The organism is Parasutterella excrementihominis YIT 11859 (assembly GCF_000205025.1).
Lineage (GTDB): Bacteria > Pseudomonadota > Gammaproteobacteria > Burkholderiales > Burkholderiaceae_F > Parasutterella > Parasutterella excrementihominis.
The window spans coordinates 31,374-56,084 of record NZ_GL883756.1 but is presented as its reverse complement, the minus strand read 5'-3'; the positions used below and the strand labels follow the sequence as shown (position 1 = coordinate 56,084).

Annotated in this window: 20 protein-coding genes and 1 other RNA gene; 17 read left to right on the top strand and 4 right to left on the bottom strand. The window is 53.5% G+C overall.

Annotated elements, in window-relative coordinates; all coding sequences use genetic code 11:
* Positions 1 to 11: 11 nt before the first annotated feature.
* From HMPREF9439_RS10835 to HMPREF9439_RS10820, 4 genes are all read right to left on the bottom strand, one after another.
* Positions 12 to 2,090 carry a protein-disulfide reductase DsbD family protein gene (locus HMPREF9439_RS10835; protein ID WP_008864889.1) on the bottom strand — a complete coding sequence of 693 codons (2,079 nt, stop codon included), beginning with the start codon at positions 2,088 to 2,090 and terminating at the stop codon, positions 12 to 14.
* Between the two features lie 26 nt (positions 2,091 to 2,116).
* The gene (gene hemL, locus HMPREF9439_RS10830; RefSeq protein WP_008812201.1) at positions 2,117 to 3,409 is read right to left on the bottom strand and encodes a glutamate-1-semialdehyde 2,1-aminomutase; all 1,293 of its coding nucleotides are present in this window, start codon (positions 3,407 to 3,409) and stop codon (positions 2,117 to 2,119) included.
* A 471-nt stretch (positions 3,410 to 3,880) separates the two neighbouring features.
* The gene (locus HMPREF9439_RS13300; RefSeq protein ID WP_008812199.1) at positions 3,881 to 4,042 is read right to left on the bottom strand and encodes a hypothetical protein; all 162 of its coding nucleotides are present in this window, start codon (positions 4,040 to 4,042) and stop codon (positions 3,881 to 3,883) included.
* A gap of 213 nt (positions 4,043 to 4,255) precedes the next feature.
* Positions 4,256 to 5,428 carry an outer membrane beta-barrel protein gene (locus HMPREF9439_RS10820; RefSeq protein WP_244862440.1) on the bottom strand — a complete coding sequence of 391 codons (1,173 nt, stop codon included), beginning with the start codon at positions 5,426 to 5,428 and terminating at the stop codon, positions 4,256 to 4,258.
* Positions 5,429 to 5,608: 180 nt separating this feature from the next.
* Here HMPREF9439_RS10820 and rnpB point away from each other — a divergent pair.
* The 17 genes from rnpB (at position 5,609) to lpxC (ending at position 24,678) form a co-directional block, all read left to right on the top strand.
* An RNA gene (gene rnpB, locus HMPREF9439_RS12960) (RNase P RNA component class A) lies at positions 5,609 to 5,912 on the top strand.
* A 153-nt stretch (positions 5,913 to 6,065) separates the two neighbouring features.
* Entirely contained in the window at positions 6,066 to 6,494 is a 429-nt protein-coding gene (gene mraZ / locus HMPREF9439_RS10815; RefSeq protein WP_008812197.1) for a division/cell wall cluster transcriptional repressor MraZ, read from the top strand.
* A 17-nt stretch (positions 6,495 to 6,511) separates the two neighbouring features.
* Positions 6,512 to 7,480: a 16S rRNA (cytosine(1402)-N(4))-methyltransferase RsmH gene (rsmH, locus tag HMPREF9439_RS10810; RefSeq protein WP_008812196.1), complete on the top strand. Its 969-nt coding sequence runs from the start codon at positions 6,512 to 6,514 to the stop codon at positions 7,478 to 7,480.
* Positions 7,477 to 7,779: a cell division protein FtsL gene (ftsL, locus tag HMPREF9439_RS10805; RefSeq protein ID WP_008812195.1), complete on the top strand. Its 303-nt coding sequence runs from the start codon at positions 7,477 to 7,479 to the stop codon at positions 7,777 to 7,779. Before rsmH ends, ftsL begins: the two co-directional genes overlap by 4 nt.
* The gene (locus tag HMPREF9439_RS10800) at positions 7,776 to 9,683 is read left to right on the top strand and encodes a peptidoglycan D,D-transpeptidase FtsI family protein (RefSeq protein WP_008864885.1); all 1,908 of its coding nucleotides are present in this window, start codon (positions 7,776 to 7,778) and stop codon (positions 9,681 to 9,683) included. The genes ftsL and HMPREF9439_RS10800 overlap by 4 nt, the downstream gene beginning before the upstream one ends.
* Entirely contained in the window at positions 9,676 to 11,142 is a 1,467-nt protein-coding gene (locus HMPREF9439_RS10795; protein ID WP_008864884.1) for a UDP-N-acetylmuramoyl-L-alanyl-D-glutamate--2,6-diaminopimelate ligase, read from the top strand. Before HMPREF9439_RS10800 ends, HMPREF9439_RS10795 begins: the two co-directional genes overlap by 8 nt.
* Positions 11,135 to 12,523 (top strand): UDP-N-acetylmuramoyl-tripeptide--D-alanyl-D-alanine ligase, encoded by a 1,389-nt coding sequence (locus HMPREF9439_RS10790; RefSeq protein ID WP_008864883.1) that lies wholly within the window; start codon positions 11,135 to 11,137, stop codon positions 12,521 to 12,523. The genes HMPREF9439_RS10795 and HMPREF9439_RS10790 overlap by 8 nt, the downstream gene beginning before the upstream one ends.
* Before the next feature lie 12 nt (positions 12,524 to 12,535).
* Positions 12,536 to 13,687: a phospho-N-acetylmuramoyl-pentapeptide-transferase gene (gene mraY, locus HMPREF9439_RS10785; protein ID WP_370753469.1), complete on the top strand. Its 1,152-nt coding sequence runs from the start codon at positions 12,536 to 12,538 to the stop codon at positions 13,685 to 13,687.
* Between the two features lie 6 nt (positions 13,688 to 13,693).
* Positions 13,694 to 15,127: a UDP-N-acetylmuramoyl-L-alanine--D-glutamate ligase gene (gene murD, locus HMPREF9439_RS10780; protein WP_008864882.1), complete on the top strand. Its 1,434-nt coding sequence runs from the start codon at positions 13,694 to 13,696 to the stop codon at positions 15,125 to 15,127.
* On the top strand, positions 15,121 to 16,356 hold the full coding sequence (gene ftsW, locus HMPREF9439_RS10775; RefSeq protein ID WP_008812189.1) for a putative lipid II flippase FtsW: 1,236 nt from the start codon (positions 15,121 to 15,123) through the stop codon (positions 16,354 to 16,356). Before murD ends, ftsW begins: the two co-directional genes overlap by 7 nt.
* Positions 16,353 to 17,435 (top strand): undecaprenyldiphospho-muramoylpentapeptide beta-N-acetylglucosaminyltransferase, encoded by a 1,083-nt coding sequence (gene murG / locus HMPREF9439_RS10770; RefSeq protein ID WP_008864881.1) that lies wholly within the window; start codon positions 16,353 to 16,355, stop codon positions 17,433 to 17,435. Before ftsW ends, murG begins: the two co-directional genes overlap by 4 nt.
* Before the next feature lie 2 nt (positions 17,436 to 17,437).
* Complete coding sequence (gene murC, locus HMPREF9439_RS10765; RefSeq protein WP_008864880.1) at positions 17,438 to 18,826, top strand: UDP-N-acetylmuramate--L-alanine ligase; 1,389 nt, start codon at positions 17,438 to 17,440, stop codon at positions 18,824 to 18,826.
* Between the two features lie 3 nt (positions 18,827 to 18,829).
* On the top strand, positions 18,830 to 19,771 hold the full coding sequence (locus tag HMPREF9439_RS10760; protein ID WP_008864879.1) for a D-alanine--D-alanine ligase: 942 nt from the start codon (positions 18,830 to 18,832) through the stop codon (positions 19,769 to 19,771).
* A 3-nt stretch (positions 19,772 to 19,774) separates the two neighbouring features.
* The gene (locus HMPREF9439_RS10755) at positions 19,775 to 20,584 is read left to right on the top strand and encodes a cell division protein FtsQ/DivIB (RefSeq protein ID WP_008864878.1); all 810 of its coding nucleotides are present in this window, start codon (positions 19,775 to 19,777) and stop codon (positions 20,582 to 20,584) included.
* Positions 20,574 to 21,896, top strand: coding sequence for a cell division protein FtsA (gene ftsA, locus HMPREF9439_RS10750; protein WP_008864877.1), 1,323 nt, complete (start codon positions 20,574 to 20,576; stop codon positions 21,894 to 21,896). Before HMPREF9439_RS10755 ends, ftsA begins: the two co-directional genes overlap by 11 nt.
* 196 nt (positions 21,897 to 22,092) lie before the next feature.
* On the top strand, positions 22,093 to 23,745 hold the full coding sequence (gene ftsZ / locus HMPREF9439_RS13680) for a cell division protein FtsZ (RefSeq protein WP_008864876.1): 1,653 nt from the start codon (positions 22,093 to 22,095) through the stop codon (positions 23,743 to 23,745).
* Between the two features lie 15 nt (positions 23,746 to 23,760).
* Positions 23,761 to 24,678, top strand: a complete 918-nt coding sequence (gene lpxC, locus HMPREF9439_RS10740; protein ID WP_008864875.1) for a UDP-3-O-acyl-N-acetylglucosamine deacetylase — start codon at positions 23,761 to 23,763, stop codon at positions 24,676 to 24,678.
* Positions 24,679 to 24,711 lie beyond the last annotated feature (33 nt).

The window sequence follows — 24,711 nt, the reverse complement described above, 5'->3', positions numbered from 1 at the left end:
AGGATTCATGCCTACTTTGGCGCGCCTTTCGGAAGCGCTTTGAGTGCGTCGACCACGATGTCCTGTGTGAGCAGCTCGGGGAGGATTTTTGCAGTGCCGTCCGGGGCGTAAAGGAGATAAAGCGGGACGCCGGTTCTGCCGAAGGATTCCAAAGTTTTAGAAATTTCGGCGTTTCGATTCGTCCAGTCGGCGATGAGGAACTTGACGTTGTGCTCCTTAAAGGCCCTCTGCACGTTTTCTCGATCAAGTACGGCCAGCTTGTTGGCCTGGCAGGTGACGCACCAAGAGGCGGTGAAGTCGACAAAGACAGGGCGTCCCTCATCGAGCGCAGCTTGTAAAGCCGCAGGAGACCAGGCATCGGCCGCGCTCACTTCAGCAGGGGCGCGCTCAAGTAGCGGAGAAGCGGCGACTGCATATGCACCGGCGCCGAGGATAAAGGCAAAAGCCATGAGGCCTTTTGATGTTGCTTTACCGAACTGCAGGCGCCCGTACAAAACTAAAGCTATAGCTAAAAGTGCGGCGGCTAAGAGATAGACTCCGAGTGCTGAGATCGACACCTGCTGCCAAAGAACCCAGAAGAGCCAAAGCACAGTGAGCGCCATCGGAACGGCCATAACCGTTCTGAATATGCTCATCCAGCGTCCCGGGCGGGGCAGCCAGGCAGTAAGGCACGGGAACAGCGCCAGCAGGAGCCAGGGAAGGCTCATGCCCAGCCCAAGGCAGAGGAAGACAACAAAAGACTCCAGTGCAGAGGAAGAGAGCGCGTAGCCTAAGGCAGCTCCCATGAACGGGGCCGTGCACGGGGAGGCAACGACGACGGCCAAGATGCCGGTTGCAAAACTGCCGCCCAGGGAGGCACCGGAAGTCTGACCTGTAGAAGAAATTCTTACGCCGGAAAATTCAAAGGCGCCGGCCAAGTTCAAGGTGATCGTGACAAAAAGAAGCGCCAGCAAGGCTACGAACCAAGGCGACTGCAGCTGGAAGCCCCAGCCGACGGAAGCTCCGGCCGCTTTTACGGCGATCAAGGCGCCGGCTAACAACGTCATGGAAATGAGGACGCCGACGGTAAAGGAAAGACCATGCAGTGCGAGTTTTCCGTCTCCGCGGTGCTCAACAAGGCTGAGCATTTTCAGAGACAAAACGGGAAAGACGCAGGGCATTAAATTCAGGATCAAACCGCCGAGGAAAGACATACCGGCGGCGAGCCAGACGGTTAAGTTGACGTCCGTGTTATCGGAGGATGCCGACGGTGGTGTCACGGTTCCATTTACTAAAACATGAGAAAAACTGCCGGACCAGCCGCCTTGAGCGGGTCCGCCGTCAGCGGAAAAGACGCCGGATAACGTGTCACCTGCTTTCAGTTCTTCCGTGCCCTGAAGTCGGACGGTGACTTCGTCCCCGTTTTTAGAAACCGACTGAGGCGCTTTGTAATCAACAGCTCCTTCCCCTTCGGTGAATACATAAAAATGATTGAAAGGTTCAGAGGTTTTGAAAGTGACGGAAAGGGCGCGATTGGACGGATCAATCTGAGCGGAAACCGTTTTTAAGGGAGTAGGCGTTAAACCGTCATTGGTTTGGAAGAGCCCGGCGTTCGGAGAAGCGGCCGGCTCGGCGTTCGAGACTTTAACGGGAACGTCAAACGAAGCACTTCCCGGAATGCATTGTTCCGCGCACATCAGCCAGGAGATGTTCGCTTTAGCGACGTACCCCCCTTCCTTGGCAGATGCCGGAACGGAAATTGAGACAGGAAGAAGAATCGAGTCTTCGTATCCGAAATTGGTGAGATCGCCGACGACATAAAGTTTCGGCGTAGGCCATTGAATGGATCCCGCCTTCCAGCCTTCGGGCAGAGACCAGTCGATGGTGGTCGGAAGTCCGGTGTCACCGGGCGTTTTCCAATATGTGTGCCAGCCCGGCTCTTGGGTCAGCAGCACGCCTAAACGGATGGAGCTTCCCGGTTGGACCGAAGTCGTTTGAGAGATAAGCTCGGCTTTGACCGCTTCGGTTTTCTTCCAGGGAAGAGCCTGTGCGTTTAAAGCAAAGACGGCAAAGAAAAGCAAAAGGAAGCGCAAAAGCCAAGCAAATCTCATAACAACAAAGTGTCTAAACAAACAAATTAACCATGTACGCGTTTGACTTTGGCAAAGGCCTCGTCAGCAGCTTCGAGCGTACGAGCGATGACGGAATCGTCGTGAGTAATAGAGACGAAACCGGCTTCGTAGATGCTCGGTGCCAAATAAACACCGTTATCCAGCATGGCATGGAAGAAAGTCTTGAAGCGATCGGCGTCGCATTCCATGACTTCCTTGAAAGAAGTCGGGCACTTGCCGCGGAAGTAGATACCGAACATGCCGCCGATGCTTTGAGCTGAGAAGGCGACACCGTGTTTCTTAGCCATTGCGCCTAAGCCCTTGACGAGTTTAGCGGTCTGTTCGGAAAGGCGCTTGTAGAAACCAGGCTGCTGAATTTCATGAAGCGTAGCCAGGCCGCAGGTAACGGCGACCGGGTTGCCGGAGAGGGTACCTGCCTGATAGACGGGGCCCAAAGGAGCAACGCTGTTCATGATGTCGCGTTTGCCGCCGAAAGCTGCAACCGGCATGCCGCCGCCGATCACTTTACCGAACATCGTAATGTCCGGATCGATGTGATACAGAGACTGGGCGCCGCCGAGAGCAACACGGAATCCGGTCATGACTTCGTCGACGATGAGGACGGTACCGTGTTTAGCGGTTTCTTCTCTCATAGTTTCGAGGAATTCCTGAGTGGCGGGAACCATGTTCATATTCCCGGCAACTGCTTCAACGATCACGCAGGCGATTTCGTCGCCTTCTTTGTCAAAGAGTTCTTTGAGCTGTTTGGGATTGTTGTATTCCAAAACGATTGTGTCGTTGGTGACAGCAGTGGGAACACCGGCAGAGCTCGGGGTACCGAACGTCAGCAAGCCGGAGCCGCCTTTAACCAACAGGGAGTCGCTGTGGCCGTGATAGCAGCCTTCGAACTTCACAATCTTATTGCGGCCGGTATAGCCGCGGGCCAAACGGATAGCGCTCATGCCGGCTTCGGTGCCGGAGGAGACGAGACGGACTTCTTCAACGGAAGGAATGAGACGCTTAATTTCTTCGGCAATGTCAATTTCACCGACGGTCGGAGCACCGAAACTCAAGCCGTTGTCGACAGCTTCTTTAACAGCCTCAATGACGTGGGGATTGTTGTGACCGAGAATCATAGGACCCCAAGACCCGATGTAGTCGATGTACTGCTTGCCTTCGACGTCGTACATATGCGGCCCTAATGCTTTTTTTATAAAGCGGGGAGCGCCGCCGACAGAACGGAAGGCACGAACCGGGGAGTTAACGCCGCCGGGAATGGACTTCTGGGCTCTGTCAAAAAGTACTTCATTCTGATCCATGAAAAGAACTCCTAGAAATGAATTAAATAGTAATTTCAAGCGGGATAGGTTAATCCGCTCATGCTAAAGGAAAAACCTAAAGGATAGATTAATTCAGCTGCGACACGCAGAACTGTACTTCAGTCGAATGGGCAGGGAAGCGGAAAATCTATACAGAAGGTTACTCGCAGAGCTTGAGGCCGAAAGATAAGTTTTCGAATATCAAGAAATGTAAATTCGAGAACACTTCGGAGGATATATCAGCGAATTTCGAGAAGTCGTGCTGGGAAATACAAAAGAAAAGCGGAGGGTCTACGAGGGGATCTCCGCAGCAAAGGCTGGCCTCAGTCCTTTTTAAAAGGCTGATGCAGCAGAACACAGATTTTTTTCGCCGAAAGTAAGGAGTACTTGAAACCGCAGACTTTTGTTGCAACGCCTGCATCCTCAGCGAAACTTCAAGATGCAGCGATTTCTTGGTTTCCTAGACGATGATTAGTTTTCCGCAGTGGAAATTTTCTTGACGAAGGATGTCAAGAGCTGGCCGAAATCCTGAGATTCCGCATTGCCGGCAGATGTGACGAGCAGCGCACCGTAAAGCGTTGCTAAAACCCAAGCTGTTAGGACAGAAATCCAAGCAATTTTTCCGAAGTTCATAGGTTCTCCTTATAAGTGAACCTAACCTTATACAGGCTTTTTACTCACCTATACGGGAAACCGAGTACAAATCGGGTAACTAAGTGCCTATTGTGCGTCTATACAACCCGGTGGGCGAACGTTGGTCCCTTATGAAGATGGCGGCTATCGCACCTCTAAATTAAAACTGCCGCGCTCCAAAGGATTGCGGCAGTTTGTATAACGGCTTGATTATTAGAAGGCCAGACCGAGCGCTAGTTTGAAAGTCACAGGAGACGGGCGCATCGAGAAGCTGTCGTCCGTCGGACTGTGCGCTTTGTAACGCGGGAAGCCTAAGTCCATACCGCCGGTTACGTGAAGGTTGCGCGTGATCGCAACAGTGCCGCCGGCCTGAATAACCGGAGTGAAGATGTCTTTCTTCGCACCCCAGCCTTCCTTGAAGTCCTGCTGGTCGCTTCTGAAGTAGCCTGCACCGACACCGGCATAAAGTTTGACGCGCTCGGCCGCTCTGAAGTGATACTGAACAGCAAGACTGTAGCTCGTGAGCTTGTAGCTTCCGACTTTGCTGCCGTTAGCATGAATGCCGTGTGTACCGGACCGGTTAACGGAGAAATCTAAGGCCCATTCCGGAGTGACAAAGTAACGCAGACCGGCTGAGTAAGCCCCGTCGGAAGAAATAGAAGACGGTTTGGGCGTGCCCTTCAGCGTTGTCTTCTGCCAGCCGCCGCCGGCGTAGATCAGTACCTTATTAGAGAAGAGCGACTTCGGCGTGTCCGGCATATGACGAGTCTTGCGATCGTCAAACGTCATGTTGGCGAAGAAGAAAAAGATGTCGGAGAACGGAACATAGGTTCCGTAGATGCTGAAGTTGTCCGTGCCGACACCGACCAAAGGCAGCGGCGCCGGGAAAGGAATCCATTTGTAGTCGCCGCGGGCGGTCAGACCGATGGTGTAGCCGGCTTCCGCATAGAAAGGTGTGCTGCCGAGTCTCCAGCGGGACAACCAGCCGTAGCCCATGAACGGTTCAAAGTTGTTGTGGGAATCGGAGAAGGCCATAGCGTACATGATTCTGCGGTTTCCGCGGCTGTCGATAAAGTTGCGCGAAATACCGCCGCCCCACGTATAACCGTTTTCGTTGTGGCGTTTCTCTGTCTTGTATGCATATCCCGGATGAATCGTGTAGGCGGGAAGGAGCAATCCGGAGGAACCTTCGGAAATAATAGTTTTCATTCCGACCCAAGTGTCGGAAAGGTAGCTTCCTGAAGAGTTTTCTTCGGAAACAACACCGGCGGGGAGGGTATCGACAATTGCTTCCCAAACCGAACGACCGGAGTCTTCAGCAGAAGCAGATGAGGCGATCGCAATAATTCCAGCCCCGAAAATAGTTCTAATGATCTTATTTTTCACGACTTTTTCAATGGAGTGCAAAGCTGAAAAATTTTACAGAAAAACAGCTCGCTTTTATTTGATTTGGTCATTAGAACGAGCTCAATTAACGCAATTTTGATGCCTGTTTTGTGTAACGAGGCTTTTTAGGAAGTTCGTGAAACTTGCGGAATCGAAGGAATCTAATTAAAGTTGCACCGCGAAGTTCGTCGGACAATCGCAGGGGAGAAAGACCTCGGAGGAAAGTCCGGACTCCACAGAGCACCGTAGGAGGTAACACCTCTCCGCCGAAAGGCGAGGACTAGAGCAACAGAGACGAGCCGATTCAGTTCGGTTGAAACGGGCAATCTCTACGGGGAGCAACATCAAATAGGCAGCTAATGAACCTGCTCGGCGAGGCTGCGGGTAGATGGCTCGAACTCGGGAGTGATCCCGAGTCTAGATGAATGATTGTCATGCTGCCTTTGGCGGCACACAGAATCCGGCTTACAGACGGACTTCGCTCTTCTATCTTTTCTTTTATATTCAACTAATTAAATAGAGCGAAAGCTAAAGAACAAGAATAACTTCCGCTCAATGTGAGAGTTGGTGGAGGAAAGTGGAAAAAAGTGGCTAAAATTGAGACTTAGAAAAGGTAGATTTTTGTCTCGTTTTAGTCGTGTTCCAAGGCTCTCCGCACATCAATCTTGACGCCAAAGGGCGTCTGTCGGTGCCTTCTCGTTATCGAGAGGCTCTGGCGCAGCTGTGCTCCGGCCAAATGACCTTTACCCGGCACCCTGACGGGTGTGCTTTGCTGTACCCGCGCAATGTCTGGGAAACCAAGAGAACCGAATTAATGGCACTCCCTTACTCGGCCAGAGTCTTTCAAAGAATCGTGATGGGCTCTGCTGTGGACGTGGATATGGATGCCAGTGGCAGACTGCTGGTGCCTGCAGAGTTAAGAAAAGCATGCGGTCTTTCCAAAGAGATCGTTCTTGTGGGATTGGGCTCGCACTTTGAGCTGTGGGACGCTGAGAAGCTTGCGGAAAGCGAAGCTAAAGCAATGACAGAAAACCTATCGGATATCGCCGCCCAATTCAATTTTTAAAAATAAGGTAGTTTTCTGTGCAGGCAGAGGTCTTGGTTCATCGCCCGGTACTTGCTGAAGAGTCACCCCGACTCCTGGTAACCGATCCGAATGGCGTCTATGTCGACGGTACTTTCGGCCGTGGAGGGCACTCGCGCCTGATATTGGAAAAGCTCTCCCCGCAGGGGCGCCTGATCGCGTTCGACCGCGACGAAGAAGCCGTTAAAGCCGCCGCTCAGATCCAAGATCCGAGATTTCAGATTATTCATGCCCCTTTTGCCTCTATGAAAGAGGAATTGGCAAAGATCGGCATCGACAAAGTCACCGGCATCTTCCTTGATATCGGCGTCTCCAGTCCGCAGATTGATGATCCGGAACGCGGATTTTCTTTCCGCTTTGACGGTCCTCTGGACATGCGCATGGACACGAGCGCGGGAGAAACGGCAGCCGAATGGATTGCCCGCGCCGATGCGGCCGAGATGGCCAAGGTATTTAAGGACCTCGGAGAAGAACGTTTCGCCATGAAGGCCGCTAAGGCCATTGAGAAGGTGCGTACCAAAGAACCGATTCTGCGCACTAAGCAGCTTGCGGACTTAATTGCCGCTACGCTCCCGCGCAACAAGAAAGACAGCGCCCAGCATCCGGCAACACGTATTTTCCAGGCGATCCGTATTCATGTGAATCAAGAGCTCGAGCAGCTTAAACGCGCACTCGAGTCTGCCGGCTCTCTGCTGCTTCCGGGCGGTGTCTTAGCGGTCATTTCCTTCCATTCGCTGGAAGACCGCATCGTTAAGAAATTCTTTGAAGCTGCGGCCAACCCGGCCTCCTGTATCGACCCGCGTCTGCCGCTTCTGCCTTCGCAGCTGCCGCAGCCGCTGTTTAATCGTGCCGTACGCATCCTGCCCTCGGAAAAAGAATGCGAGGAAAATCCTCGCGCCAGAAGTTCCGTGCTTCGCGGCGCATCCCGGACGGATGCTCCGTGGCCTGAACAGGGAGTGCAGGTATGAACGAGTTCCGCTTCCTGGTCGGGATGATTGTGATCTTGGAGCTGGTCCTTTTTGCATGCGGACTTAAAGTCGTAGAGAACCGCCACAACGCCCGAAAGCTGTTCATCGAGCTTGAACATGAGCAGCAGATCCATCATTCTTTGATGGACGAAAGGGCTCGCCTCAAACTTGAAATCTCCAACCTGGAGCAAATCCGTCAAGTCGAAGCCCGCGCGAAAGAAGGCGGCTTGGCCCCTGCTGAGAACGGTCGCGTGATTATCTTGGATAAGAACGCCGTCTCTTCCGGAGCTCAAAAATGAGAATCAGGCAGTGGCTCAGAGATGCATGGGACAACGTCTTCATGCCGACGGAAGAAAAACGCGGTGACGATGACAGCGTTAAGGACCTCCTGCGCCTGAAAATCAAGCCTGGCCGAAGCAAGTTTGTTTATTTCATGCTGCTTTTGTGCTTTACCGCGCTCGGCGTCCGCATCGGCTGGCTTCAGCTTGGTTTTAATACGGAATTCCTGCAGAAGCAGGGTGCGATGCGTTTCCAGCGCACGATCGAAGTGCCTGCGATGCGCGGTCAGATTTATGACCGCAACGGAACGCTGCTGGCAACGAGCGTGACCGCCAAAGCCCTTTGGATTATTCCTCAGGACGTTAAGATTACGACTTCTCAGCTCAAAGAAATTGCTAAGACGCTGGATGTCCCGGTCTCCGAGCTTAGGAAAAAATTTAACTCCAAACGTACCTTCGTCTACTTGAAGCGTCAGGTTCCGATTGAAACGGCCGAGAAGGTGCTGGATATGAAAATTCCGGGCCTGCACTCCACCCGAGAATTCCTGCGCAGCTACCCGGACGGCGAAGCGGCTGCTCAGATCGTCGGTCTGACCGGTTTGGACGGAAACGGTATTGAAGGCATTGAACTGGCTGCGGAAAAACGCTTGGCCGGTAAACCCGGCTCACGCCGCGTGATGAAGGACCGGTTAGGCCGCATCGTGGAAGACGCTTGGCTCAAAGAGCCGATGAACGGCGAAAACATTACGCTGACGATCGACTCCCGCCTCCAGAACCTTGCTTATGAAGCCCTGGGTCGTCAGGTTGAGAATCTGAAAGCTAAAGGCGGCTCCATTGTGATTGCCGACCCGAAGACCGGTGATATTCTCGCGCTTGCGAACTACCCGAGTTTTGACCCGAACAATCGCGGCAAGATTTCGCGCACCGGCGTTCGCAACCGCGCCATTGTGGACACATATGAACCGGGTTCGACGATGAAGCCGTTCTCGGTTGCCGCTGGTCTCGAAGAAAAGAAAGTCACGCCGAATACGCTCTTCCAGATCGGACGCTCCATGTCTTTCGGCCGTCATTCGATCGGGGACTCTCACTACAGTAAAGAGCTGACGGTTTCCGGCATCATTCAGCAGTCGAGCAACATCGGTACGTCTAAAGTGGCGCTCCTGATGACGCCGCAGGTCATGTGGTCTTACTACGACAAGCTCGGTTTCGGCCACTCGCCGCAGATCGGCTTCCCGGGTGCGGTGGCCGGCCGTCTGCGTCCTGCAAAGAACTGGCGTCCGATCGAGCAGGCGACTATGTCCTACGGTCACGGCGTCACGGTTTCTCTGCTTCAGCAAGTCCGTGCCTACACGGTGTTTGCACGTGACGGGGACATGATTGAGCTCTCTATTTACAAAGATCGTGCTTACCGTGAACCGCAGCGGGTCTACAGTGCCAAAACCGCCGGTCAGATGCGTGACATGCTCGCGAAAGTAGTAGAAAAGGGCGGAACCGGTTTCAGAGCTCGCGTTGAAGGCTACACCGCTGCCGGTAAAACCGGTACGGCTTACAAGGTCGAAGGCGGCCAGTACGTGAGAAAGTACGTTGCAGGCTTTGCGGGTTACGCACCGGCACACAATCCCCAGATTGTGGTGGGCATTATGATCGATGAACCGATGATCGGTAAACACTTCGGTTCGACGGCTGCCGCACCGCTTTTCTCCGAGATGGTCTCGAAGACGCTGCGTCTGATGGCGGTCAACCCGGATCGCCCCGAAGACTTTATGGTGACTAAGAACGATAAGAAGCCTGCCAAAGCTAAGGCGCAGCCCGCGAAGACTCATGCATTGAAAGAATCGAACCGCGCCCGCGCGAGGGCGCCGTCAAGGACAAATTTGAAATCAGCCAAAGAAGATCACGTAATAAAGGGGAAGACCAATGGTTGATGCCGTAGCTGTTGCCGCCGAGATTAAGCGATTCGCTCCCGCGGGAGCGGCTTTGCTTTTAGACAGTCGGAAAATCCGCAAAGGCGATGTGTTTTTTGCAGTGAAGGGCGTGCACACCGACGGCCGGGCTTTTATTGAAAAAGCCTGCGGCGCCGGCGCTTCCTGCGTGGTTGCTGAAAAAGGCGATATCGGCCCGTGCTCGGTGCCCGTCATCGAAATAGACAACCTTTATCGCGCTCTCGGTCCGATTGCGGCTGCCTACTACGGCAATTCGACCGCTCAGATGATCGGAATCGCCGTGACAGGCACCAACGGCAAAACCACGACCGCCAACTGGATCGCCGATCTGATGAATCGACTCGGAACACCGTGTGCAAGCATCGGAACGTTAGGATGCACGCTGAACGGCATAGTCCTTCCGAGCGTGTCGATGACAACGCCTGATCCGCTCACGCTTCAGGCAAAGTTTGCCGAGCTGCTTAGCCGCGGTTGCAAAGCGTTTGCGATGGAAGCGAGTTCAATCGGCCTGGAACAGGGGCGCCTTGACGGAACCGAAATCAAAACAGCTGTATTTACGAACCTCACGCGAGACCACCTGGACTATCACGGAACGATGGAGAACTATCTCCGGGCTAAGGAGATCCTGTTCCGCTGGCCGACGGTTGCCTCCGCGGTGATTAATCAGTCCGGTGAGCCGGCTCAGCAGATTATGAAGACCGCTGAAGGCGCCGGAAAAGCAATCCTGACGGTCTCTGCCAAAGGAGATCAACCGGCATACCTGTCTGCCGAGAACATCCGCCATACCCGAGAGGGACTGGAATTTGAAGTCCGCTTTAAAGGAAATACGTTCCCGGTTGCAGCGCACTTTTTAGGCCTCTTTAACGTGGAGAACTTTCTCTGCACGGTGGGCGCAATGATTTCCGTCGGTTTTGAAATCGAAACGGTACTTAAAGAAGCCGCAAAACTCATGCCCCCGGCCGGGCGAATGCAGATCGTGCGCGATGATCACGGCCCAATCTTTGCCGTGGATTATTCCCACACACCGGATGCCGTGACCCAAGCGATTAAAGCCTTGGAGGGATTAGCCGAAGCACGCGGCGGACGCATTTGGATTGTTGTCGGCGCGGGCGGAGACCGAGATCACGGCAAGCGTCCTCTAATGGGACAGGCCGCGTGCGCTGCCGATGAAGTCGTTTTGACGTCGGATAACCCGAGAAGCGAAGATGCGAAAGAGATACTGAAACAAATTCAAGCAGGGACAACCAAACCCTGCACGGTTATTGAAGACCGCAGAAAAGCCATTGAATATGCCGCGGAACATGCCGCTGCCGATGATGTCATCCTCGTTGCCGGCAAAGGCCACGAAGATTATCAGGAAGTCAAAGGTGTTAAACACCACTTCTCTGACGTCGAAGAGACACGCGAAGCCCTGCGGAAACTAAGGAACAAAAATGAATGAAGCGTTAATGACGATCGGGGAATTTGCCGAGATGCTCGGCTCCGACATCCAGATCAAGGGTGCTCCGGGGATTAAATTTTCCTCCGTCAGTTTTGATTCGAGATCAGTCCGACCCAACGGGCTGTTTTTTGCTATTGAAGGAGAGCGGGACGGCCACGAGTTCGTGCAGGCCGCTTCCGATGCGGGCGCAGCGGCGGCGGTCGTGACGCACTTTGTACCGGTGAGCCTTCCTCAGGTTTTGGTGAAAGACACGCGCGAAGCGCTGCTGGACTCCGCTAAAAAATGGCGCTCGAAGTTCGACCTGCCCGTGATCGCGGTTGCCGGCTCAAACGGCAAGACAACCACGACGCAGATGGTTTTATCCATCATCAAAGAACGCTTCCAGGAAGGTGCCTGGGTCGGAACCGAAGGCAACTTGAACAATGAGCTTGGCGTCTCGCTGATGCTTTGGAAACTGCGTCCCGAACATCAGGCCGCGTGCTTTGAAGTCGGCATGAACCATATCGGCGAAATGCGTCCGCTCGTCTCGGCGATTGCGCCGACGATCGGCACAGTGACCAACACGATGCGCGATCATCAGGAGTTCCTGGCTTCCTTAGAAGAGACTGCCAAAGAAAACGGGGAAGTCTTTGCTCAGCTTCCGCGTCAGGGCGTAGCCGTCATTAATGCCGCCGATCCCTTTGCGGTTGAATGGCGCAAGATGGCCGGCAACAATCGCGTCGTGACGTTCGGAACGCCGGACAGTGATGTTTATGCCTGCGAAGTCGAAGGGACAGCATTCAGATTGGTGACTCCGATCGGCCAAATTGATATCGAACTCAAAGTACCCGGCAAGCACAACATTGTGAACGCCGTGAATGCGGCCGCCGTGCTTTTTGCGATGGGCCGCGATCTCTGCGATATCAAGAAGGGTTTGGAAAACTTTGAAGCCGTCAGCCACCGCGGCGAAGTCGTGACATTGGACGATGGTTCCGTAGTCATCGATGACAGCTATAACGCCAACCCGGACTCTATGAATGCCGCAGTCAATATGCTGAGCGAATACCAGCTGCCCAAGATTTTTGTCGCGGGCGACATGGGAGAACTCGGCGTTCAGAGTCCGCAGTTCCACAGGGAGTTAGGCGAATTTGTACGCCGCTGCGGTATTGAGAACTTCTTCTCCATCGGCAACCGCATGCTTGATGCCGTCGAAGGTTACGGCGAAGGTGCGCGTCACTTTGAAACACAGGAAGAACTGCTCGCTGCGCTGAAGGAAGAGATGGTCAAGGGTCCGCATGCCGTGCTCTTTAAGGCCTCGAATTTCATGAAGCTCTTCAAACTCGCGGACGAACTGGTCCGCACCTGGAACAAACAAGAAGAAAAAGAACCGAAGGAAAACTAAATGCTGCTCGCTCTGATTCAATGGCTGGCCGACTCGACTTCTTTAGGCTGGCTTCGCGTTTTTAACTATTTGACGCTGCGCGCCGTTTTAGCCGCACTTACTGCTTTCTTTATCGCCTTGGCATTAGGCCCGGCGGTAATTCGTGAACTGAGAAAACTCAAGGTCGGTCAGGCTGTTCGTCAGTACGGACCGAAGAGCCATCTGGTCAAAGAAGGCACGCCGACCATGGGCGGCATCCTTATCTTGATTGCCGTGGGTGCATCGACGATCCTGTGGATGGACCTCAGCAACCGCTTTGTCTGGGTGGTGCTTTTTGTGACGTTAAGCTTCGGCGCCATCGGCTGGGTCGATGACTACCGAAAGGTAGTCCATCACGATCCCGAGGGCATGAAGTCCAGAGAAAAGTTCTTCTGGCAATCGCTTGTCGGCGTCATTGCCTCCGTCTACTTGGCTTTCTCTGTTGCGGCGCCGGGCAATGAACACATCTGGGGTTTGGTGCTTCAGTGGATGGAGAGCGGTTTTACCTCTATTCCTCTTCCGGAAAGAAGCAATCTGCTGATTCCGTTCTTTAAGAACGTATCGCTTCCGATCGGCATCTGGGGCTTTATCGTCCTCAGCTACTTCGTGATTGTGGGCACGAGCAACGCTGTGAACCTCACAGACGGTCTGGACGGCTTAGCCATTCTGCCGAGCGCTTTGGTCGGTATCGCTTTGGGCATCTTTGCCTACGTGGTCGGCCGTGTTGACTATGCCGCCTACCTCAACTTTCCGTATGTTCCGGGCGCTGGCGAAGTCGTCGTCGTAGGTGCCGCGCTCATCGGTGCAGGCCTAGGCTTCCTTTGGTACAACGCTTATCCGGCCCAGGTGTTTATGGGCGACGTGGGCGCTTTGGCGCTTGGCGGTGCATTGGGTACGATGGCCATCATTACACGTCAGGAACTGGTTCTCTTCATCATGGGCGGCGTTTTCGTGATGGAAACCCTCTCGGTGATTCTCCAAGTCTCGTACTTCAAGATTACGCACGGAAAGCGCATCTTCCTTATGACACCGATCCACCATCATTTTGAAATGAAGGGATGGAAGGAAACTCAGGTCGTCGTTCGTTTTTGGATCATCACCATTGTTTTGGTGCTGATCGGTCTGTCCACTCTGAAAATCAGGTAATCCATCATGTCGGTCAGTCAGAAAGTATTGGTTCTCGGTTTAGGAGTTTCGGGTCGTACCGCCGCTCGCTTTTACGCATCCCGCGGTTTTGAGGTGCTTGCCGCCGATACCAGACCGCAGCCGCCGAGGCTGGATGAACTGCAGAAAGAAATTCCGAATCTGAAGTTCCTCGGCGGGGCCGTTTCTCCCGTGATAGTTGCTGAAGTCTCCGAAGTCATGATTTCTCCGGGCCTGTCCCCCGAGTACTCAGTCTTTGCGCCGGCAGTGAAAGAAGCAAAGCACCGCGGTATTGCTGTCGTTGGAGAGATCGAGCTTTTTGCCCGTGAGCTGAAAAAACTCAAAGCTGAGACAGGCTACGCGCCCAAGATCATCGGCATTACCGGTACTAACGGCAAAACCACGACCACCATGCTTTCAACGGCCATCATCGCAGAGGCCGGCAAATCCGTTGTTGCGGCAGGCAATGTCGGCCCGAACGCCTTGGGCGAGCTGGAAAAACACCGCCAAGTCGGAACACTGCCTGACTTTTGGGTTTTGGAACTGTCGAGTTTCCAGCTCGAAACCACGGAAAGTCTGCACTGCGACAGCGCGGCGCTGCTCAACATCACCGAAGACCATATCGATTGGCACGGCTCGATGGAAAAGTACGCCGCAGCGAAACGAAAGATTTTTTCTGCCGATACCGTTCGTGTGCTCAACCGCGAAGATCCAGGCTCAATGCTTTCTGCCGAAGGCGTTCCGTCCGATTTAGTGCATACCTTCGGATCCGATGCGCCTAAGAAGATTGGAGACTTCGGAATATCTGACGTCGGCGCGCTGGTCTGGCTATCCGGCTGCATTGCTTCGGCTTCCCCGGAATTACTGATTCCGATGAACGCGCTCAGAATCCGCGGTCTGCATAACGCTATGAACGCAATGGCCGCGACCGCACTGACGCTCGCCGTCGGAATTCCGCTTGACTCTATCCTGCGCATGCTGCGAGAGTACAAGGGTGAGCCGCACCGCGTTCAGCTCATTCTCAGGGCCTCCGACATCGATTACGTCGATGATTCCAAAGGCACCAATGTCGGCGCTGTTGCCGCCGCCTTGGCCGGATTCGGTCCGAAGAAAGTCGTTCTGATTCTCGGCGGTGACGGCAAGGGACAGGATTTTGCGCCGCTCAAGGCTCCGATCGAAACGCACGCCAAGGGCGCCGTTTTCATCGGACGTGATGCTCCGCTGATTGAAAAAGAAGTCGACTATCCGGGGCTTCTGAAAGCTCATGCCAAAACCATGGCAGAAGCGGTTAGAGAAGCCCGTGCGATGGCTAAGCCCGGTGACACGATTCTGCTTTCTCCGGCTTGCGCAAGCTGGGATATGTTTAAGGATTACGCCGATCGTTCTGCGCAGTTTGTCGCTGCTGCGAAAGAAATCGCTGAAGAGGAAGGCCAGCTGTGCTGATCAGACGACGTAAGAAAGAAGACGCCGACGATATCGTCACACGTGTCGGCGACTACAACAACGCCGCCGCGCTGAACTACGAGCCGCGGGATATCGGTCCGGTACCTCCGGATTACGGTGTTTTGTTCGTCGTTTTCTCTTTGATGCTTCTCGGCTGTCTGATGGTGTTTTCGGCTTCTATTTCGTTAGGAGACTCTCCAAAGTACCACATCAGCGAGCATTACTTCTTTGTCCGTCACGTGATTTCGCTTGTGGTGGCGCTCTTCGGCGCCTATATTGTTTGGCATATTCCGATGAAGGCCTGGAAGAAGATGGCGTTCCCGTTCTTCCTATTCGGGCTCTTCCTGCTCGGCGCTGTGTTTATTCCGGGCATCGGTAAGTCGACGAACGGTGCCTGCCGCTGGATCCCGCTCGGGTTGTTTAATCTTCAAGTGACGGAAGTCATGAAGATTGCCGTGCTGATTTATGCGGCCGACTTTACCGTGCGTAAACAAAATTACATGCACAGCGTGAAGAAGGGTCTTCTGCCGATGCTGCTTGTGATGGGGCTCGTGGGCTTCCTCGTACTGAAGGAGCCCGACCTTGGTGCCTATGTCATGATGCTGGCCATTTCTATGGGCATTCTGTTTCTAGGCGGCATTAACCTGACGGTTTTCATCATGGTGCTGGTCGGCGTTCTGGGGCTGTTGGTCTTCATGATCTTTGCGGCAAGCTGGCGAGCGGCGCGTTTCTTTGCTTACCTGGATCCTTGGGAAATCTCGAACGCTCAGGGCAAGGCTTATCAGCTCTCCCATTCGCTGATTGCCTTCGGACGAGGCGAAAGCTGGGGCGTCGGCTTAGGCGACGCGATTGAAAAGCAGCACTATCTGCCGGAGGCTCATACCGACTTTATTCTCGCAATTGTGGGCGAGGAACTGGGCTTTGCCGGTGTGATGCTGATCCTGGTTCTCCTTTTCTGGCTGGTCAAACGAGCCATCGAAATCGGAAGAACCGCTATTCATTTGGAACATATTTTCTCCGGACTGGTCGCCGAGGGGATCGGTATCTGGATCGGAGTTCAGACTTTTATTAACGTCGGCGTGGCGAGCGGTTTGCTCCCGACAAAAGGCCTGACCCTTCCGTTCATCAGTTTCGGAGGTTCGGCAATTATGGCTGTCACGGCGGCTGTGGCCATTCTTCTTAGAGTTGACTATGAGAATAAGGTCACCATGAAGGGAGGAAAAGTATGAGTAAGCATTTAGTGATTGCGGCTGCCGGTACCGGCGGTCACGTCATGCCCGGAGTGGCGGTCGCAAAAATTTTGATTTCCCGCGGGTGGACCGTCTCCTGGATCGGCACCGAACAGGGAATGGAGCGCCGCATTGTAGAGCACCAGAAGATCCCTTTTACGGCTCTGGACTTTCAGGGGCTGAGAGGCAAGGGCCTGAAGACCATGCTCTTCGGTGGCTTTAAGCTCCTGAAGTGCATAGCTCAGAGCCGAACGATTTTGACTAAAAAGCATGCGGATGCCGTGTTTTCAACCGGCGGATATATCGCCGTGCCGGTTTGCTTGGCGGCTGGTCTTAAAGGTATTCCGTATGTTCTGATGAACAGCGACGCGGATCCTTTGCTTTCGATCAAGATGGTGCAGGGCAACGCCGCCGGCGTGATGTGCGGTTTTGACGGGAAAGCGGCTAAGCTTGCCGGTGATAAAGGCGTCGTGACCGGAAACCCGGTCCGCAAAGAAATCCTGGCGATTCCTGCGCCTGAAGAGCGTTATCAGGGCAGAGAAGGCCGATTAAAACTGCTGATCTTCGGCGGCTCTTTAGGCGCCCAAGTGTTTAATCAGAATGTCCCGTCCTTGATCACCGCACTTTCGCCGGAAAAGCGTCCTGAGATCATTCATCAGTGCGGCATGAAAGCCGTGGAAGAGGTTAAGGCAAGCTATGCCGCGCTGGGCATCGAAGCCCAAGTCGTGCCGTTCATTGAAGACATGGCGGCTGCCTATGTTTGGGCCGACGTCGTTCTGGCTCGAGCCGGGGCAATTTCCGTGAGCGAGCTGACTGCCGCCGGAGTGCCGTCCATTCTGGTTCCGCTGGTTACGAAGACGACCTCCCATCAAGTCGGAAACGCCAAATACATGCAGGAGGCAGGAGCCGCTATCTATTTGCCCCAAAGTGAGCTGACTACAGGTAAACTCACTGCGCTTTTAGAAGGCCTCAACCGAGAAGAACTGCTTGAGATGGCAAAAAAGGCAAAGGCGCTCGGCAAGCCCGATGCGGCCGCCACGGTTGCGGACTTTATTGAATACGTATCGAACAAGGAATAAGAGTGAAATTCGCAATTAAGAAAATACATTTTGTGGGTATCGGCGGAACCGGTATGAACGGTATTGCCGAAGTGCTGATTAACCTCGGTTACCACGTTTCCGGTTCGGACTTAAAAGAAAACGCCGCGGTCGAGCATTTGCGCTCGATCGGCGCCGAAATTTTTATCGGCCATGACGCATCCAATGTCGGAGATGCCGGCGTGGTTGTGACCTCTACTGCGGTTCACGCAGACAACCCTGAAGTAGTTGAGGCAAAGAACAGAAATATTCCGGTGGTGCCACGCGCCATCATGCTCGCCGAGCTCATGCGTCTGCGTCAGGGCATCGCTGTTGCCGGAACACACGGCAAAACGACGACAACCTCTCTCATTACAAGCATTCTCGAAAGAGGCGGTCTGGACCCGACGTTTGTGATCGGCGGACGCTTAAATGCAGCCGGCTCCAACGCCAAACTCGGACAAGGTCTGTATATCGTAGCGGAAGCCGATGAGTCGGATGCTTCCTTCCTAAACTTGTCTCCGGTGATTTCTGTGGTTACCAACATTGATGAAGACCACATGGACACGTATGGGCACGATCTCAGAAATTTGAGAAAGGCCTTCACAGACTTCATTCAGAGACTGCCCTTCTACGGGCGCGCTGTCATGTGCATCGAAAGCGAAAACGTTCGCGCCATCCTGCCGAAGATCACTAAACCGATTCTGACTTATGGCTTCAGAGAAGATGCTCAGATCCGTGCAGAAAACATCCGCGCGGACGGAACGCAGATGCACTTTACGCTGGTGCGCGACGGTGCTGCTCCGGAAGAGATCACGGTGAACCTTCCCGGTGTTCACAACGTTCTGAACTCTCTGGCAGCGATCGGCGTCGCGCTGACGCTGGACGTTCCGATGGAAGCCATCAAAGAAGCACTCGCAACCTTTAAGGGCGTGGGCCGCCGCTTTGCCGTATGGGGTGAAGCTCAGAGCCTTAAGGGAGAAAAGTTCCTGGTTGTAGATGACTACGGTCATCATCCGACGGAAATGGCCGCGACAATTGCTGCCGCGCGCGGGGCTTATCCTGACAGAAGACTGCTTGTCGCATTCCAGCCGCACCGCTACACCCGTACGCGCGACTGCTTTGAAGATTTGGTTCGAGTGCTTTCTAATGCGGATGCACTGGTGCTTGAAGCCGTTTATCCGGCCGGCGAAGAAAAAATCTTCGGCGCTGACAGCCGCAGTCTTTGCCGCTCGATCCGTTTAACCGGAAAAGTCGAACCGCTGTTTGCGGGCAATACGGATGAAGTTATGGAACTCATTAATAACAACGTCAAAGAAGGCGACGTTGTTCTCGTCATGGGTGCAGGAAACATCGGAGAGGTTCCGGGCAAACTCATGAAACAAGGAAAGTAAAGAATGAAAAGCGTAGATGTAAAGGATCTTGGAAAAATCGCCGTCGTCATGGGCGGATCTTCCGGAGAACGTGAAGTTTCTTTGATGAGCGGAAGCGGCGTGCTCAAGGCACTGCAAAGCGTTGGTGCCGATGTGGTTAAGTTCGATCCGGCAGAGCAGCCTTTATCCGATTTGGCCGGTATCGACCGCGCTTTTCTGATTTTGCACGGAAAGGGCGGAGAGGACGGCGTCATTCAGGGCGTGATGGAATTCCTGAAGATTCCTTACACCGGAAGCGGCGTACAGGCGAGCGCCATCGGTATTGATAAGGAAATGACCAAAGCCGTCTGGGAAGCTCAAGGCATTCCGGTTCCTCGCGGTATGGTGTTAAGAAACGAGACGGACTGCGAAGAGGCTCATCGCCGTTTCAACGGAAACCTCGTGATTAAGCCGAGCAAAGAAGGCTCGAGCTTGGGTCTCTACAAACTTAAAAATGCGACCTTGGATCAGGTCAAAGAAGCCTTTGCTAAGTCTCAGGAAGCCGGCATGACCGTACTTGCCGAAGAGTACGTGTTCGGCCGCGAGCTTACTGTTGCCGTTTTAGATATGGGCGAAGGTCTCAAAGCTTTCCCGATCATTGAAATTAAGGCTCCGGACGGAGACTATGACTTTGAACACAAGTATTTCTCCGACGAGACCGTCTATGTGTGCCCGGCCGAAGTGCCTGAGAACGTAACCGAAAAGATTAAGGCCGTTGTTGAGAAAGCCGCTTTGGCCGTCGGCGCCGACGCTTGGAGCCGTATTGACGTGATACTGCGTGGTGACGGCAGCTTTGTGCTGCTTGAAATCAACACCGCGCCCGGCATGACGCCGCACTCTTTGGTGCCGCTCGCCGCGAGAACCTGCGGTATTTCGTATGAAGAACTCGTTAAACAAGTCGCGGCACGCGCTTCTTTGAAGGGTTAAGGGATGAGACGTTGGAGCGCGTCAACTTTTTCGCTTTTTGCCGATGTTTTCGGAGTGCTGTTTATTCTCCTGATTCTGACATCGGCGGTTTACTGGTTTGTTCAGCGGCCGGTATTTTTGTTGAAAGGAGTTGACGTTCAGGTTGAAGGCAATAAAGACGCGATAAACGTCAAGGATGTTGCGCAGGTGCTCGACGGTCATATCCACGGGAATTACTTCACCGCGGATTTGTCCGAGATCGCCGATCAGTTTAAGCGCATTCCTTGGGTAAGAGACGTTTCGATCGGCCGCGTATGGCCGAATCAGCTTCAAGCAACGCTTTACCTCCACCATCCGATCGCCGTATGGGGCGACGAAAAGCTGCTCGCCGAGGACGGCACGCTCTTTGTCGCGAACCAGGAAATTGCGGAGAGCAAAGGTGCGCTTCCGAAAATCTTCGGACCCGTTGACCGCCGCATGGAAATCTATAAACAGTACCAGGCTTTTGAAGATACCTGCAGAAAGCTTGGATATGATGTAACTTCATTAACTTATTCCGAATATTCCGGCTGGACACTGCATTTCAAGCGTCCTGAAGGCAAGGTGATCAAACTGGTTCTCAAGAAGGGCGAAAACTCTGCCCAGATGGACGAACGTTTAATCAAAATCATCGAATCTCTGCCGGCCATTTCCGCGCAAATCGGCGCGGAACCGACAGAGTTAGATGCGCGCTATGAAAAAGGGATTGCAGTGTTGAAGCCGGCACCGGAAGAAGAGACCGTTTCTCCTGAAGACACTGTTCAGGATACCGGGGATAAAAAGAATGGCAGATAAATCAAACGATTTGTTGGTGGGCTTGGACATCGGGTCATCAAAGGTTGTGTGTATGATCGCGTCTCCGGTCAGTTCAAGCACTTTTAAGATCGAGGGCCTCGGAGAGTGCAAGAGCGAGGGCATTGAGCAAGGTGGAGTCGTCGATATCAATCAGGCGGTTGATTGTGTCCGCGCGGCAGTAGAAGAAGCTGAAAAAACCGCGAATACAACCGTTAAAACCGTTGCGGCCGGTATTTCCGGCCCGCACATCCGTACGGACAACTGCATTCAGCAGACGATTGTGGGCTCGGGCGAAATCGAACAGAAGGACATTGACGACCTTCTGAATACAGCCATGTCGGTGACCTTGCCGCCGTCGATGCGCTATCTCGACGTGATTCCTCAGGAATACTCCGTCGACTACGCACGCCGTATTCGTACGCCGATCGGTATGGAGGGCAAGAAACTCGAAGGCAGCCTGCACGTCGTGACCGCGCAGAGCGCTCAGTGCCTGTTCCTCAATAAAGTCATCCGCAGAACCGGTCTGGAACTGATTGACAGCCAGTTGATTTTTAATCCTCTGGCAGCTGCGTCCGCCGTGCTTCGTCCGGAAGAAATCGATTTAGGGGTTGCGCTGATTGATATCGGATCTGATTTGAGCGATGTAGCGGTGTTTTTTGATAAGGCGGTGCAGTACTCCGCGGTTCATCCGATGGGCGGTCAGCAGATCACCGATGAGATTTCAATTAAGACACACCTCTCTCAAGAAGCGGCCGAAAAGCTGAAGCTGCAGATGGGACAGGTCCGTTACGACGCTAGAAAGGATAAAGACAGTTTTATTCGTCTTCCGACGGCGCCGGGGTACAGTGATGACGGCGGAAGGATCTTGAGCAAACAAGCGCTTTCTGCGATTATTGACGTCAAAGTTCAGGATATTCTCGAAAAGATTTACTACCGTATTCGCGACAAGAGCCTTCACACGCAGCTGGGCTATGGAGTGGTGCTCACGGGAGGCGGGGCTACGCTTCCGGGCATCCAGAGAATGGCTAAAGAAGTGTTTAGCTCCCATATGGCCGGACGCGAGATTAACGTGCGTCTCGGACGTCCTCTCGTAAATTACGAGACTTCGGAATTTGTTCCGCCCGAGCTTTACAACACGGAGAGTTTCCCTAAGCAGTTTGCCGGGTACTCAACTCCTCAGCACGCGGCGGTTTTAGGCTACCTTTGCCAGTTAAACCAGAAGTTCTGGGCGCAGGGATCCAACATCGGATCCAAACGCAAACTGAAGAGCATTGGCGGAGTAATTAAACAGTGGATTTTCGGAAATTTCTAAAGATCAGCATAGTGCAGGACGGCTTGAGCAGAAAAAAGGGCAGAAACACACAGCGACCAATCTCCTCAGACTGAAAATAAAAGCTGAACCCACGGAATTTTTTGAATTTTCCTCGCAGAAAAAAACGATTGAATTTAGAATTAACCAACTTGGCAGATCGAATGTCTCGAGATGCGTAATGGAGATAAAGTAGTTGATGGAAAAGGCATTTGAACCCTACGTGGACGGTTCTACCAACACCGTGATTAAAGTTGTAGGAGTAGGCGGTGCGGGCGGCAACGCTCTCAATACGATGGTGACCAAACTGACGGATTGCCAAGTTGAGTTCATCGCCGCGAACACGGACAGGCAAGCTCTGACTCGCTCTCTCGCTTCAGAAAAGATTTCTCTCGGCAGAACGGGGCTTGGCGCCGGAGCTCGTCCGGAAGTCGGTTTCCAAGCTGCTAATGACGCCAGGGAAGAGATTGCCGAGAAACTTCGCGGCGCCGACATGGTCTTCATTACGGCCGGTATGGGGGGCGGTACAGGTACCGGTGCTTCCCCCGTGATTGCCGAAGTGGCCCAGGAACTGGGTATTTTGACGGTTGCCGTAGTGACAAAGCCCTTCTCCTTTGAAGGCGGCAAACGCATGAGAAATGCCGAGCTCGGTTTAAACCAGCTCAAAAACCGCGTCCACTCTCTGATTGTTATTCTCAACGACAAGCTCGAAGAAGAACTCGGAGAAGACGCCACGATGCGCGAATGCTTTGAAAAAGCCGACGAAGTGCTTTTCAATGCCTGCGCAGGCATCGCCGAATTGATTCAGAAGGTTGGTCAGATCAACCTGGACTTCGAAGACGTCAGAACGGTTATGGGTACCCGCGGTACCGCCATGATGGGTTCCGGCGAAGCCGAAGGTCCCGATCGTGCCGTTACGGCTGCCTCCATGGCCGTTACTTGCCCGTTGCTTGAAGGCGTTGAACTTCGCGGCGCTAAGGGGCTGTTGGTTAACATCACGGCTCAGGAGGGCATCCGCATGTCTGAAGTCCGTTCTGCTATGGAAACCATCAAGAACTACGCCGACAGCGATGCCCTTATCGTCTTTGGTACGGTTTATGACGACAGCATGGGCGACAAAGTTCGTGTTACCGTTATCGCCACCGGTCTGGACCAGAACGGCACCGATGACTCCATCGTTAAGACAAGCTTCGTGAACGGTAAACCTGCCGTCGATAATCCGTCCAACCTGTGGCAGCCTTCCGGCTCCGCTCCGGATTCTCTGCCGAATGATTTGTTCGGCAACGTCGACGCACCTGCCAAACCTAAGGTTCACGCTTCTGCTGCTCCGCGTACAGCTTCTTCTTTTGCTCAGCCGCAGACGCATAGCACTGCAGCACCGACCCACACAGCAGCTCCCGCAGCTCCGTCTGCAAAGCCTGAAGTCAAGGCTGAAGAAGTTAAGACGGAAGTCAATCCTTTCGGAACTTATACACCGCAGCCTCAGAAAAAGGCTGAGCCGGCTCCTGCTCCGAAGGCTGAACCAAAAGAACTTCAGTCCGAAGCCATCAATCCGTTCGACCAGGCTTTCAGTCGCCCGATCGCAACGCCTGATGCCGGCGGTTTCGAAGGCCCGAAAGACAACACGATTTTCGGCAACTTCCACGCCAGCAACAACATCCGTCCTGCCAGCGACGTGTTCGCAACCCTGAATCCTCAGGCCGGCAACGGCAATGACAGCGGTCTGTGGACGGCCAATCAGCACAACGGCGCACCTGAGGCTAAAGGTCAGGGCGCAGCTGAAGCCAAGGCTGAAGATGAAAAACCGCGTTTCGAATACGGCATCCCCGCTTTCCTGCGCAAGAAGAACTAAGGTTTGGCCGCATCTATGATCAAACAGAGAACGCTTAAGAAGGTCTTCTCCACTGTCGGTATCGGCTTGCACTCCGGCCGCAAAGTTCGTCTGACTCTGCGTCCGGCACCTCCAGATACCGGTCTGGTGTTTACTCGAATCGATTTAAAGCCGCCCGTTGCCATTAAGGCCGAGCCTGAACGTGTCAACGACACGCGCATGGCGACGACTTTGGATAAAGACGGAGCCCGCATTGCGACGATCGAGCATTTGATGAGTGCGCTCTCTGGCTTGGCAATCGACAACTGCTACATCGATGTCGATGCGCCTGAGATCCCCATCATGGACGGCTCCGGTTCAACGTTTGTCTTTTTGATCAGAGCGGCCGGTATCGAAGAACAGGATGCACCGAGAAAGTTTGTCCGCGTCAAGAAGAATGTCTCCATCCACGTCGGAGACAAGTGGGCTTCTCTTGAACCTTATGACGGCTACAAACTGTCTTTTGCGATTGATTTCGGTCATCCGGCTATTGATGAAACGGCCCAGTTTGTTGAAGTTGACTTTAATAAGGAAAACTACATCGAAAGCGTCTCTCACGCCCGCACCTTCGGGTTTGTGAACGACTTAGAGATGCTCTGGGGCATGGGCTTGGCACAAGGCGGAACATTAGACAATGCGATTGTTCTCGATGACTTCCATGTGTTAAATCCCGACGGTCTGCGTTCTCAGGACGAGTTTGCAAAACACAAGCTCTTGGATGCCATGGGCGACCTGTACGTTTTGGGTCATCCGCTGGTGGCGCACTACCGCGCCTTCAAGTCCGGTCATGAAATCAACAACAAACTTCTCCGCGCGCTTTTAGCAAATCCGGAAAACTGGGAGTTTGTTGAATATCAGGACGAACACACTGCTCCGAAGGCCTTTACCGAAGCGGTAAAAGAACCTTCGAACTAAGAAAAGAAAACTTCTTGTTTTTGCCCGCGCTAG

Bases quoted from the DNA above. Each gene is read 5' to 3' on its own strand.
- HMPREF9439_RS10800 (WP_008864885.1), top strand. From the start codon at position 7,776: ATGAGAATCAGGCAGTGGCTCAGAGATGCATGGGACAACGTCTTCATG.
- HMPREF9439_RS10795 (WP_008864884.1), top strand. From the start codon at position 9,676: ATGGTTGATGCCGTAGCTGTTGCCGCCGAGATTAAGCGATTCGCTCCC.
- HMPREF9439_RS10790 (WP_008864883.1), top strand. From the start codon at position 11,135: ATGAATGAAGCGTTAATGACGATCGGGGAATTTGCCGAGATGCTCGGC.
- ftsL (WP_008812195.1), top strand. From the start codon at position 7,477: ATGAACGAGTTCCGCTTCCTGGTCGGGATGATTGTGATCTTGGAGCTG.
- ftsZ (WP_008864876.1), top strand. From the start codon at position 22,093: ATGGAAAAGGCATTTGAACCCTACGTGGACGGTTCTACCAACACCGTG.
- hemL (WP_008812201.1), bottom strand. From the start codon at position 3,409: ATGGATCAGAATGAAGTACTTTTTGACAGAGCCCAGAAGTCCATTCCC.
- HMPREF9439_RS10760 (WP_008864879.1), top strand. From the start codon at position 18,830: ATGAAAAGCGTAGATGTAAAGGATCTTGGAAAAATCGCCGTCGTCATG.
- ftsA (WP_008864877.1), top strand. From the start codon at position 20,574: ATGGCAGATAAATCAAACGATTTGTTGGTGGGCTTGGACATCGGGTCA.
- HMPREF9439_RS10835 (WP_008864889.1), bottom strand. From the start codon at position 2,090: ATGAGATTTGCTTGGCTTTTGCGCTTCCTTTTGCTTTTCTTTGCCGTC.
- murD (WP_008864882.1), top strand. From the start codon at position 13,694: ATGTCGGTCAGTCAGAAAGTATTGGTTCTCGGTTTAGGAGTTTCGGGT.
- lpxC (WP_008864875.1), top strand. From the start codon at position 23,761: ATGATCAAACAGAGAACGCTTAAGAAGGTCTTCTCCACTGTCGGTATC.
- HMPREF9439_RS10755 (WP_008864878.1), top strand. From the start codon at position 19,775: ATGAGACGTTGGAGCGCGTCAACTTTTTCGCTTTTTGCCGATGTTTTC.
- murG (WP_008864881.1), top strand. From the start codon at position 16,353: ATGAGTAAGCATTTAGTGATTGCGGCTGCCGGTACCGGCGGTCACGTC.
- HMPREF9439_RS13300 (WP_008812199.1), bottom strand. From the start codon at position 4,042: ATGAACTTCGGAAAAATTGCTTGGATTTCTGTCCTAACAGCTTGGGTT.